We start from the raw sequence: 12,155 nt of genomic DNA, 5'->3' as shown, positions 1-12,155 counted from the left end.
TCGAACAGCTATCGGCAAGCGCTTCATACGCACACGAACGGAGAACAGTCATGGCCCAAGCCGCAGCCGTGGCGAAACCGCCCGCGCCACCGAGGCGGCGCCGTGCCTCCGCCACACCACGCAGACTCCCCTACCTGCTGATCGCACCGGCGGCCCTGCTGATGCTGGGCTTCATCGCGTACCCCGTCATCAGCGTCTTCTACTACAGCCTTCAGGAGTACAACCCCACCAAGCCCTGGCGGAACGGGTACGCCGGCTTCGACAACTTCGTCCGGATCTTCACGGACGACCCGCAGTTCTGGTCGACCCTGACCTTCAGCGCCAAGTGGGTGTTCGTCGAGGTCGGACTCCAGCTGCTGTTCGGGCTCGCGCTCGCCCTCATCGTCAACCAGACCTTCGCGGGGCGGGCGCTGGGCCGGGCGCTGGTCTTCTCGCCCTGGGCCGTCTCCGGTGTGCTGACCTCCGCGATCTGGGTGCTGCTCTACAACTCCCAGACCGGCATCACCCGTTACCTCGCCGACGTGGGCATCGGGTCGTACGGCACCAGCTGGCTGTCGGACACCTCCACCGTGTTCCCGGCGGCGATCGTCGCCGACCTGTGGCGCGGCGTGCCCTTCTTCGCGATCCTCATCCTCGCCGACCTCCAGTCCGTCTCCAAGGACCTGTACGAGGCGGCCGAGGTCGACGGGGCCGGCCGTATCAAGCAGTTCTGGCACATCACACTGCCCCACCTGAAGGACGCGATCATCCTGTCCACGCTGCTGCGCGCGGTGTGGGAGTTCAACAACGTCGACCTGCTGTACACGCTGACCGGCGGCGGCCCGGCGGGGGAGACCACGACCCTGCCGCTGTACATCGCCAACACCAGTGTCGAGTCGCACGACTTCGGCTACGCGTCCGCCCTGACGACGGTGGCGTTCGTGATCCTGCTCTTCTGCTCGATCGTCTATCTGCGGCTGAGCAAGTTCGGAGGTACGGACAAGTGACGGTCAAGGAGGCCATCCCCGAGACCCGGGTGGTCGTGGGGCAGCAGCGCCCGCCCGCCGCCCCGCGCACCAAAGAGCGCACCTGGGACGAGGTCCCGCGCTGGCACATCTACCTGCCGCTGTCGGTCTACCTCGTCTTCACCCTCATCCCCTTCTACTGGATCCTGCTGTTCGCGCTGCGCCCCTCCGGCTCCACCTCGCTCGTGCCCTGGCCGGTCACCGGCGAGCACTTCGAGAAGGTCTGGAACGAGCGGAGTTTCGGTACGTACTTCCAGAACAGCCTGCTCGTCGGCCTCGCCACGCTGGTGATGACGACGGTCGTCGCGCTGGCCGGCGGATACGCCCTCGCCCGGTTCGACTTCAAGGTCAAGCGGGCGTTCATGCTGGCCCTGCTGTGCTCCCAGTTCGTGCCGGGCGCGCTGCTGCTGGTGCCGCTGTTCGAGATCTTCGCCGAGCTGCAGATGATCAACTCGCTGAGCAGCGTCATCATCGCCGAGACGGTGTTCCAGCTGCCGCTGTCGATGATCCTCATCAGCAACTTCATCAAGAACGTGCCGTACTCCCTGGAGGAGGCGGCCTGGGTGGACGGCTGCAACCGGTTCACGTCCTTCCGGATCATCGTCCTGCCGCTGCTGCGGCCCGGTCTGATCGCCGTCGGCTCCTTCGCCTTCGTGCACTCCTGGAACCACTTCCTGTTCGCCCTGATGTTCCTCAACAACCCCGACAAGCAGACCATCCCGGTCGGCCTGAACACCCTGATGAGCGCCGACAGCGTGGACCTCGGGGCACTGGCGGCGGGCGGCATCATCGCGGCCGTGCCGGTCGTGCTGGTCTTCGCCTTCATCCAGAAGTGGCTGATCACCGGCTTCAGCGCGGGGGCGGTCAAGGGATGAGCGAGCACCGGCCGATCGTGCCGCCGGCCCTCGCGGGCACGGGCGCCGGGAGGACCCCATGAGCGTCCCCATCGTGCTGGCGGGAGCCCGCGGTCACGGCCGCTGGCACGTCGAGAACATCAAGCGGCTCCAGGCGGAGGGGCTCGTCCGGCTGGTCGGGATCTGCGAGCTGAACCCGCTCACCGCGCAGGAGTTCGGCGGCGAACCGCCCGCCCAGTCCGCCGACTTCTCAAGCCTGCTCGACGCCACCGGAGCACAGGCCGCCGTCGTCTGCACGCCCATCCCCACGCACACCGACCTCGCGCTGACGGCCGCCCGCCGGGGCGTGCACCTGCTCCTGGAGAAGCCGCCGGCACCGTCGTACGCCGAGTTCCGGCGGATGGCCGACGGGGTCGCGGCGGCGGGGGTCGCCTGCCAGATCGGGTTCCAGTCGCTCGGCTCGCACGCCGTGCCCGCGATCCGCGAGCTGGTCGCCGAGGGGGCGATCGGCGAGGTCGTCGGGATCGGCGGCGCGGGCGCCTGGGCACGCGACGAGGCCTACTTCCGGCGGGCGCCCTGGGCCGGGCGGCGGCGCCTGGACGGGACCGACGTGATCGACGGGGCGCTCACCAACCCCCTCGCGCACGCCGTCGCCACCGCCCTCGCACTGGCCGGGAGCGTACGCGCCGAGGACGTCACCGGGGTCGAGACCGAGCTGTGGCACGCCAACGCCATCGAGGCCGACGACACCTCCTGCGTCCGCGTCACCACCACCGCCGGCCCCCCGGTCGCCGTCGCCGCGACCCTGTGCGCCGAGCGGCCCGGCGAGCCGTACGTCCTGGTGCACGGCAGCCGGGGCCGGATCACCTTCTGGTACAAGCAGGACCGCGTGCTGCTCCAGCGTGCCGGCCACGGCCCGCAGGAGTTCGAGTACGGCCGCACCGACCTGCTGGAGAACCTGGTGCGGCACCTCACGGACGGCGCCGCGCTGCTCGTCCCGCCGGAGGCGACCGGCGCCTTCATGAAGGTCGTCGAAGCCATCCGGCAGGCCCCCGACCCCGCTCCGCTGCCCGAGTCGGCCTGGCGGCACCTGCCCGCCGAGCGGCGCCGGGTCGTGCCCGGGGTCGACGGGCTGGTCGCGGCCTGCGCCGACACCCTCGCCCTCTACTCCGAACTGGGCGCCCCCTGGGCGCATCGGGAGGTGAGCCACCGATGACCGAGACTCCGGTGCTGAGCGTCGCCGGCCGCCCCGTGGCCCGCTACGTCACCCGCCCCGAGCTGCCCGGCCGGCTCTCCCCGCGCCCCTACCTGCACCCCGTCACCACCCTCGCCGGCACGGCCGTCACCGAACTGAGCCCTGCCGACCACCTCCACCACCTCGGCGTCGGTGTCGCCGTTCCCGACGTCGAGGGGCACAACTTCTGGGGCGGCCGCACCTTCGTGCGCGACCGGGGCCCGACCGAGCTGGACAACCACGGCGCCCAGCGGCACGTCGCCTTCCAGCTGTGCGACCCGGACGGGTTCGTCGAGGAGCTGCGCTGGGTCGCCTCGGGAGCCGAGCTGCTGCACGAGCGCCGTACCGTCGCCGCGACCGCACTCGGCGAGACCGCCTGGGCGCTGGACTTCACCTTCGCCCTGACCAACACCACCCCCCGCGCCCTGTCCATCGGCAGCCCCGCCACCAACGGGCGGCCCGGCGCGGCCTACGGCGGCTTCTTCTGGCGCGCGCGCAAGGAGGCCGGGACACCGGAGGTGTTCACCCCCGACGCCGAGGGCGAGGAACAGACGCACGGCAGGCCGGCCGAGTGGCTGGCCCTGGCCGGCGGCACCTGGACGCTCGTCCTCGCGGGCGCCACCGACGCCACCCGCCACGACCCCTGGTTCGTGCGCACCGCCGAGTACCCGGGCGTCGGCTCCTCCCTCGCCCACACCGCACGCGTCACGATCGCCCCCGGCGACACCCTCGTACGCCGTGTCGTCACGGTCGTCGCCGACGGACGGCTCGCGCGCGCCGAGGCGGCGGCCCTGGTCCGGAAGGCGGTCGCCCAGTGACCTACACCAACCCGATCCTGAACGCCGACTGGTCCGACCCGGACGTGCTGCGCGTCGGCGACGACTTCTACCTCACCGCATCCAGCTTCGGCCGCGTCCCGGGCCTGCCCCTGCTGCACTCCCGCGACCTGGTCAACTGGACGCTGGTGGGCCACGCCCTGGACCGGCTGGAGCCCGCCGAGGAGTTCGCGCGGCCCCGGCACGACTGCGGGGTCTGGGCGCCCTCGCTGCGCTTCCACGACGACCGCTTCTTCATCTTCTGGGGCGACCCCGACCAGGGCATCTTCCAGGTCAACGCCCCCGAGGTCAGGGGGCCTTGGACCCGGCCGCACCTGGTCAAGGCGGGCAAGGGCCTGATCGACCCCTGCCCCCTGTGGGACGACGACACCGGCGAGGCCTACCTGGTGCACGCCTGGGCCAGGTCGCGCTCCGGGGTGAAGAACCGGCTCACCGGGCACCGGATGCGCCCCGACGCCACCGGGCTGCTCGACGAGGGCACGCTGATCGTGGACGCCGACCGCATCCCCGGCTGGTTCACCCTCGAAGGGCCCAAGCTCTACCGGCACGACGGCTGGTTCTGGATCCTCGCCCCGGCCGGGGGAGTGGAGACCGGCTGGCAGGGCGCCTTCCGCTCGCGCGGGTTCTTCGGGCCGTACGAGGAGAAGGTCGTCCTGGAGCAGAAGGACACCGACGTCAACGGCCCCCACCAGGGCGGCTGGGTGCGCACGGCCGGCGGCGAGGACTGGTTCGTGCACTTCCAGCAGCGCGGCGCCTACGGCCGGGTCGTCCATCTCCAGCCGATGCGCTGGGACGCGGACGGCTGGCCGGTCATGGGGGACGACGGGGCGCCGGTCGCCGTGCACAAGCTGCCCGACCTGCCGCCCCAGCCGCCCGCCGCGCCCGCCACCGACGACGACTTCCCCGGCGGCCGGTTCGGCCGGCAGTGGCAGTGGACCGCCAACCCCCGGGACGGCTGGGCCCCTCAGCACTCCGGTGACGGCCTGAAGCTCGCCTGCGTCCGCTCGGCCGACGCGCACGACCTGCGCAGGCTGCCGAACGTACTCACCCAGCGGCTGCCCGGCATGCCCTGCACGGTCGAGGTGGAGCTGCGCCTGGACAGCGTGCAGCCGGGGGCGCGGGCCGGTCTCGCGGTGCTCGGGGACGCCTTCTCCTGGATCGGGCTGGAGCGCGCGGCCGACGGCACGGCCGAGCTGGTGCACCGGTTCGCCGAGGGCGTCGCCGACGCGGAACGGGACGCGGCCCGCGCGCGGCCCGCGCCCGAGGGGCGGGCGCGCCTGCGCATCGACATCGGGCCCGGGGCCCGCTGCCGGTTCTCCACCGACGTCGGCGACGGCTTCACACCCTCCGGGCAGGTCTTCGCCGCCGCACCCTGGCGCTGGGTCGGTGCCCTGCTCGGTCTGTTCGCCGTCGTGCCCGACGGGCCGGGCCACGCGGGCACGGCCACCTTCAGCCGGTTCAGGATCACACCCGCGTAAGTCCCCTTTGTCGTAGGTCTGTTGGGAGCCGCAATGACGCACTTCCCTAGCAAGCGCTTGCCGAGGCGTGGTGTCGTGCCGGCCGCCGTGGCGGGGCTGGTCGCGACACCGGGCCTGGGTGCGGCCGGTGAGTCCCATGCCAGGGCCATCCACGACAGCTGCTACGACGGCCTCCGGCACTCCCACCAGGGCGACGCCACCGCGGAGTCCGTGTGGCGCGGGTCGATCCCGAGGCGCACCACGGGCCGCCACGACACAGGGAGCGCCGCTTTCGAGCCGCGGGAGTTCTCCGCCTACCGGCTGGACCCCGCCGCCGTGCCTGCGCTGGTGAGGCGTTTCCCGGGCGGATTTCGCGAAAAGGTCCGCTTTCCCGTGACAAAGCAGAACATCGTGCTGCAGGGGACTGGACAGGAACGGTCCGACACCGCCATCGTCTACGGCACACCGGCCGAGTACGGCGGCTCCGACGGGAGCGCGACCGTACGGATCGCCGCGAGCGACGTCACGGCCCGCCTGCCCACCTTCGGCAACGACCTCGACGAGGCCGCGCACGAGGTGCACGGCGAGCAGGCGCCGGCGGTGCAGAGGACCGGCGACCGGATCGTCCTCTACGACACCGCTTTCCCGGGCGGCCAGGACACCCCGATGACCGACAGCCCCAGGCCGACCACCGTCGGCCGGGTCCACATCCGGGGCTCCTCCGCCGAGGGCGACATCGGCCTCCTCCGGGACCCGGACGCCGTCGTGACCGCGGACCGGCCGCGGACGAGTGACGGCGACGCCGCGTCGTACGGCGTCGACGACCGCCTCCGGGGCGCCGACGACCGGGCGCCGTACACCCACTGACCCCCACCACTTCACCACCCTCGTTGGATCCAGAAGAGAGAGCCGACCGATGAAGATCAGCAGAAGCAGCAGAAGCAGGCGGGCCGCCGCGGCCGTGGCCCTGGGATCCGTGCTCGCCCTGACCGCGACCGCCTGTGGCGACGACGGCAGCGCCGGCGGCACGGGCGCCGAGGGCGACGGCAAGGGCAAGATCGTCTTCTGGGACAACAACGGCGGTGTCCGCACCGATGTCTGGAAGGAGATCATCGCCGACTTCGAGAAGGCCAACCCGGACATCGACGTCGAGTACGTCGGTATCGCCTCCACCGAGTACCAGTCCAAGGTCGACACCGCCATCCAGGGTGGCGGCCTCCCGGACGTCGGCGGTGTCGGCGCGGCGATGCTCGCCGGGTTCTCCGCGCAGAACGCGCTGGAGCCGCTGGACGAGCGGCTCGACAAGTCCGCCCTCAAGGGGATGCTCAACAAGGACATGGTCGAGTCCATGAAGGCCGCCGGCGGCGGCGACGGCACGCTGTACTCGATCCCGACCTCCGCGAACAACGGCGTGCTGTACTACCGCACCGACCTGTTCGAGAAGGCGGGCCTGGACGAGCCGAACACCTGGGAGAAGTTCTACGAGGCCGCGGAGAAGCTGACCGACGCCAAGAAGAACCGGTTCGGCTACACGATCCGCGGTGGCGCCGGTTCCATCGCGCAGGCGCTGGACGCGATGTACGGGCAGTCCGGGATCACGTCGTTCTGGAACGGCGACAAGACGACGGTGAACGACCCCAAGAACGTCGCCGCGCTTCAGAAGTACGCCGGCCTCTTCAAGAAGAACACCCCCGCGGCCGACCTGAACAACGACTTCACCAAGATGGTCGCGCAGTGGGACTCCGGCACGATCGGGATGCTGAACCACAACCTGGGTTCCTACCAGGACCATGTGAAGGCGCTCGGGACGGAGAAGTTCCGGGGCATTCCGCAGCCGGTCGGCTCGGCCGGCAAGCGGGTGCAGGTGTCCAACCCCGTGGACGGGCTCGGGCTGTTCAAGAGCTCCAAGAACAAGGACGCCGCGTGGAAGTTCATCGAGTTCGCGCTGTCGCACGAGGAGAACTCGAAGTTCAACGAGTCCGCGGGGCAGGTGCCGGCCAACACGGAGGCGGCGTCGGACGCGTGGGTCTCGAAGGCCGAGCCCACGAAACTGGCCGCCACCGCGCTGACCGACGGGTCCACGACCATCGTGCAGCTGCCGTACTACCTGCCTGACTGGAACACCATCTCCAAGGCCGACAACGAGCCGAACTTCCAGAAGGTGCTGCTCGGGAGCATGACCGCGAAGGAGTTCCTCGACGGGCTGGCCGAGCAGCTCAACGAGGCTCAGGCGGAGTGGAAGCAGCAGAACGGCTGACGGTCCTCCTCGCGCGCCGGCCCGTCGTGGCCGGTCGCGCCCACGGCGGTAGCCGCACATCGGCAGCGCCCCGCGCCCCTGAGGGGCGCGGGGGTCCCTTCCCGCTCGAAAGGCACCTCGCGTGTCCCTCACCCGTAGGCAAGTGACCGGCGCGGCGATCGCCGCCCTTCCCCTCGGTGCGGCCGGTGCCGGCACCGCGCACGCCACCAGGAGGACCACTCGGACCCTCTACGTAGCCGGCGACTCCACCGCCGCCCAGAAGTACGCCTCCGCCGCCCCGGAGACCGGATGGGGCATGGCGCTGCCCTTCTTCCTCCACAAGGACCGCCTCGTCTTCAACCACGCGGTGAACGGGCGCAGTTCCAAGAGCTTCGTCGACGAAGGACGGCTGGACGTCATCCTCGAGGCCGTCCGGCCCGGTGACCTCCTGCTGATCCAGTTCGGGCACAACGACGCGAAGACGACCGACCCTGCGCGGTACACCGAGCCCTGGTCGACGTACCAGGACCACCTGCGGAGGTACGTCGACGGGGCGCGGGCGCGCGGGGCGCGGCCGGTGCTGGCCACGTCGGTGGAGCGGCGCCGGTTCGACGCCGCGGGCAGGGCACTGCCCAGCCACGGCGAGTACCCGGCGGCGATGCGGGCGCTGGCCGCCGAGGAAGGGGTCGCGCTGCTCGACGTCCAGGCGCTGTCGCTGGCGTTGTGGCAGCGGTTGGGGGCCGAGGAGACGAAGAGGTACTTCAACTGGACCGCGACCGAGCAGGACAACACGCATTTCAATCCGCCGGGCGCGGTCGCGGTCGCCCGGATGGTGGCGCGCGAGCTGGTGCGGGCCCGGGTGCTCGCGCCGCGGGACGTGCTCCGGCTGGAGGACGAGATACCGGACTCGTGGATCACCTGGCCGTCGGACGAAGTCGAGCGATGAGGAGAGCCGCACGTGAGAAACCGTAAGTGTCATGGACGTGTCATAGGGGGAGTGCTCGGCTGCACCGCGCTGGTGCTGTCGGTTGCCTCGGGGGCCGTCGCCCACGGCGGGCGCCACGACGTCGCCCGGGACGTGCTGCCCGCGGGGGACGGGTGGGGGTCGTACGGGACCGGCACCAGCGGCGGGGCCGCCGCGGACGCCCGGCATGTGTACACCGTCAGCACCTGGGCGCAGTTCAGGGCGGCGCTCGCGGACGGGGGTTCCGCGCCGAAGATCGTGAGGGTCAAGGGCACGATCGACGCCGTCGCCGAGGGCTGCGACTCGCTCGCCGTGCCCGGCTACGACTTCGGCGCCTACCTGGAGAAGTACGCCCCCGAGACCTGGGGCCTGGAAACCCGGCTGGACGCCGAGCCGGACGACAGCCCCGAGGGCCTGCGGCGGGCGTCGGCCGCCGTGCAGGACCAGCTCATCAAGGTGGAGGTGCCCGCCAACACCACCGTCATCGGGGTCGGCCGCGACGCCGGGTTCAAGGGCGCCAGCCTCCAGATCAGGGGCGTCGACAACGTCATCGTCCGCAACCTCACCTTCGAGAGCCCCGTCGACTGCTTCCCGCAGTGGGACCCCAAGGACGGGGCCAAGGGCAACTGGAACTCCGAGTACGACTCCGTCGTGGTGTACGGCTCCACCCATGTGTGGATGGACCACAACACCTTCACCGACGGCAGCCACCCGGACAGCGCCGCCCCCACCTACTTCGGGATGCTCTACCAGCAGCACGACGGCGAGCTGGACATCGTCCGCGGCTCCGACTACGTCACGGCGTCCTGGAACGTCTTCGCCGACCACGACAAGACGATCCTGATCGGCAACAGCGACAACGCCGCGACCACCGCCACCGACCGCGGCCACCTGAAGGTGACCTTCCACCACAACCTGTTCCGCGACCTCGTCGAGCGCGCGCCCCGCGTCCGCTTCGGCCAGGTCGACTCCTACAACAACCACTTCATCGGCGACGAGACGTACGGCTACAGCTTCGGCATCGGCAAGGAGTCCCAGCTCGTCGCCGAGCACAACGCCTTCACGCTGCCCGAGGGCGTCAGCCCCGCCAAGATCCTCAAGAAGTGGAACGAGGCGCCCCTGACCGCCGCCGGCAACTACGTCAACGGCAAGCCCGTCGACCTGATCGCCGTGCACAACGCGGAGATCCCCGCCGAGACCCTGCAGTCCGGCGTCGGCTGGACGCCCGAACTGCGCACCGACGTCGACCCCGCGCGGGCCGTGCCCGGTCTCGTCCGCCACCGCGCGGGCGCCGGCCGGCTGCGCTGACCCCGCCCCGAACCGGCCGGGGCGGTCCGCACCGCGGCCCCCACACGGGCCCGTCCGCCCCGGCCCGTCCCCCTCACGCCCCGCACCGTGAAGGAGCACCTCCCATGGCCCCCCTGTCCCGACGGGGATTCCTCGTCGCCGGCGCCGCCCTCGGCCTCGCACCCCTGCCCGCCCACGCCGGGACCCGGCCGTCGCACGGCCCCTTCGGCCGGTACGGGTCACCGGCCGCCCGGCTCACCGCCACGACGCTCTACGTCGACCCGCGCGGACGCGGCGACTTCACCACGGTCCAGGCCGCCGTGAACGCCGCCGGCGGCACCGGGTCCACCCTGGTCCTCGCCCCCGGCGTCTACCGGGAGACCGTGACCGTCGCCGCCCCCGGGACGACCTGGATCGGCGCGAGCGAGGACCCGCGCGACGTGGTCGTCGTGTACGACAACGCCGCCGGGACCCCGAAGCCCGACGGCTCCGGCACCTACGGCACCTCCGGCTCCGCCACCACCCTGATCCGGTCCGACGGCTTCACCGCCCGCTGGATCACCTTCGCCAACGACTGGCTGCGCGCCGACCACCCCGGCGTCTCCGGCACCCAGGCCGTCGCCGTCAAGGTGCAGGGGGACCGGGCGGCCTTCCACCACTGCCGTTTCCTCGGCCACCAGGACACCCTGTACGCCGACTCCGCCGCGCTCGGCGTGTTCGCCCGGCAGTACTACTCCCACTGCCATGTCGAGGGCGACGTCGACTTCGTCTTCGGGCGCGCCACCGCCGTGTTCGCCCACTGCCACTTCCGCACCCTCACCCGCACCGACCTCACCGCCGCGCCGTACGGCTTCGTCTTCGCGCCCTCCACGGCCGGGGCCAACCCGCGCGGCTACCTGGTCACCCGGAGCCGCGTCACCAGCGAGGCCCCGGACGGCTTCTACAAGCTGGCCCGGCCCTGGGTGCCCAGCTCCGACCCCACCGCCCGTCCGATGCTGACCGTGCGCGACACCTGGCTCGGGCCCGGCATCGACGCCGCCGCGCCCTACACCAACATGTCGAACTCCTTCCCCTGGCAGCGGCAGCGGTTCGCCGAGTACCGCAACACCGGGCCCGGTTCCGTCGTCACCGACCCCGCCGACCGGCCCCAACTCACGCCCGAACAGGCCGAGTCGGCCACCCGGGCGGCCTACCTGGGCGACTGGGCGCCCTGGAAGGAATCCTGAGCACCGAGGCAAGGAGGTCATCGGCCTCCACCCCTCGCCCCGGCCGCCCGAGGGCGGCACAGGGGGACGCCCCCGCCGATCGTCATCGGCGGGGGCGTCCGCTGTCCGGGCCCGATGGGGGTCGGTGCCCGGAGGGCCGGCCGGGGGGCGGCCGGCGGCTCAGGTGGTGTCGCGGACGGTCACTCGTACGACAGGTCCGCGGCCGTGTACGTGCAGTTCGTGCCGTCGGGGCCGGTGCCCAGCTCCTTCGGCTCCGCTCCGGTGTTGTTGCCCTGGAAGCGGGTGCACGGCTTGATCTTCTTGCCGCTGTCGCCGTGGATGCGCACCTTGCGCAGGGCCGCGGTGTCGCCGTAGTTGGCGTTGATGCCGACGATCGACTTGCCCGGCGCGGTCACGTCCACGTCGCTGATGATCACCTGGCGGTTCTTGTACTGCGTCTTGCAGTTGCCGCAGGTGCGCACCAGCTTCCCGAAGTCCGACACCTGGAACTTGGTGACGACCAGCTTGCCGGCGCCGTTGAACTGGAACACCTTGTCGTCGGCGTGCCGCGCGCCGCCGCCGTACACCGTGTACACGGCGGACGCCGACTTGCCCTTGAAGGTGGCCGCGTCCTCGCCGACGTCCTCCCACCACACGTTCTGCAGCGTGCAGCTGCCCAGGCAGTGGATGCCGTCGGCGGCGGGGGCGCCCAGGATGACGTTCTTCAGGACGGCGCCGTCCTCCAGCTGGAAGACCGGGTCCTGGTCCTCGTCCTGGCCGTCGCCGCCGAGTGCGCCGCTGCCGTAGAAGCGCTGGTACTTGCCGTCGTAGCTGCCCGACACCTTGATGGTGCCGGTGACGGCCTTCTTGCCGGTGGCGGTCGGCCAGGAGGACGCGGCGCCGGCCGAGGACAGCATCGTCGTCGTGACGATCGCCGCCGCGGTGATGCCGAGAGCGGCGGTGCCGCCGATGACCGCCCGCCGGCGGGTGACGCGGCGACGGTGACGGACACGCTGTTCGGGTCGAGCTGTCATACGCATTCCTTGCGTGGTGGGGGATCCTTGCGTCTCCTTGTCGC

Annotated in this window: 11 protein-coding genes; 10 read left to right on the top strand and 1 reads right to left on the bottom strand. The window is 71.5% G+C overall.

The window, feature by feature from the left end:
- The first annotated feature begins 50 nt into the window (after positions 1 to 50).
- From ACIGXJ_RS00550 to ACIGXJ_RS00505, 10 genes are all read left to right on the top strand, one after another.
- Positions 51 to 986 (top strand): carbohydrate ABC transporter permease, encoded by a 936-nt coding sequence (locus ACIGXJ_RS00550; RefSeq protein ID WP_399639585.1) that lies wholly within the window; start codon positions 51 to 53, stop codon positions 984 to 986.
- Positions 983 to 1,879 carry a carbohydrate ABC transporter permease gene (locus tag ACIGXJ_RS00545; protein WP_399639583.1) on the top strand — a complete coding sequence of 299 codons (897 nt, stop codon included), beginning with the start codon at positions 983 to 985 and terminating at the stop codon, positions 1,877 to 1,879. Before ACIGXJ_RS00550 ends, ACIGXJ_RS00545 begins: the two co-directional genes overlap by 4 nt.
- Before the next feature lie 58 nt (positions 1,880 to 1,937).
- Entirely contained in the window at positions 1,938 to 3,074 is a 1,137-nt protein-coding gene (locus tag ACIGXJ_RS00540; protein WP_399639580.1) for a Gfo/Idh/MocA family protein, read from the top strand.
- A complete protein-coding gene (locus ACIGXJ_RS00535) occupies positions 3,071 to 3,910 on the top strand; it encodes a PmoA family protein (RefSeq protein ID WP_399639578.1) in 840 nt (279 codons plus the stop codon). Before ACIGXJ_RS00540 ends, ACIGXJ_RS00535 begins: the two co-directional genes overlap by 4 nt.
- A complete protein-coding gene (locus tag ACIGXJ_RS00530) occupies positions 3,907 to 5,406 on the top strand; it encodes a family 43 glycosylhydrolase (RefSeq protein WP_399639575.1) in 1,500 nt (499 codons plus the stop codon). The genes ACIGXJ_RS00535 and ACIGXJ_RS00530 overlap by 4 nt, the downstream gene beginning before the upstream one ends.
- A gap of 33 nt (positions 5,407 to 5,439) precedes the next feature.
- The gene (locus ACIGXJ_RS00525) at positions 5,440 to 6,252 is read left to right on the top strand and encodes a hypothetical protein (protein ID WP_399639573.1); all 813 of its coding nucleotides are present in this window, start codon (positions 5,440 to 5,442) and stop codon (positions 6,250 to 6,252) included.
- 49 nt (positions 6,253 to 6,301) lie between these two features.
- Positions 6,302 to 7,642, top strand: a complete 1,341-nt coding sequence (locus ACIGXJ_RS00520; RefSeq protein ID WP_399639570.1) for an ABC transporter substrate-binding protein — start codon at positions 6,302 to 6,304, stop codon at positions 7,640 to 7,642.
- Positions 7,643 to 7,763: 121 nt separating this feature from the next.
- Positions 7,764 to 8,567 carry a rhamnogalacturonan acetylesterase gene (locus tag ACIGXJ_RS00515; RefSeq protein ID WP_399639568.1) on the top strand — a complete coding sequence of 268 codons (804 nt, stop codon included), beginning with the start codon at positions 7,764 to 7,766 and terminating at the stop codon, positions 8,565 to 8,567.
- A gap of 12 nt (positions 8,568 to 8,579) precedes the next feature.
- On the top strand, positions 8,580 to 9,893 hold the full coding sequence (locus tag ACIGXJ_RS00510) for a polysaccharide lyase family 1 protein (protein WP_399639565.1): 1,314 nt from the start codon (positions 8,580 to 8,582) through the stop codon (positions 9,891 to 9,893).
- 104 nt (positions 9,894 to 9,997) lie between these two features.
- The gene (locus tag ACIGXJ_RS00505) at positions 9,998 to 11,098 is read left to right on the top strand and encodes a pectinesterase family protein (protein ID WP_399639562.1); all 1,101 of its coding nucleotides are present in this window, start codon (positions 9,998 to 10,000) and stop codon (positions 11,096 to 11,098) included.
- 179 nt (positions 11,099 to 11,277) lie between these two features.
- On the opposite strand, the gene ACIGXJ_RS00500 is transcribed toward ACIGXJ_RS00505, so the two are convergent.
- Entirely contained in the window at positions 11,278 to 12,111 is an 834-nt protein-coding gene (locus ACIGXJ_RS00500) for a pectate lyase (protein WP_399639560.1), read from the bottom strand.
- Between the last annotated feature and the right edge of the window lie 44 nt (positions 12,112 to 12,155).

The organism is Streptomyces sp. NPDC053367 (genome assembly GCF_044545925.1).
Taxonomy (GTDB): Bacteria; Actinomycetota; Actinomycetes; order Streptomycetales; family Streptomycetaceae; genus Streptomyces.
The sequence above is the reverse complement of the archived record's forward strand: the minus strand, read 5'-3'. Positions and strand labels throughout refer to the sequence as shown.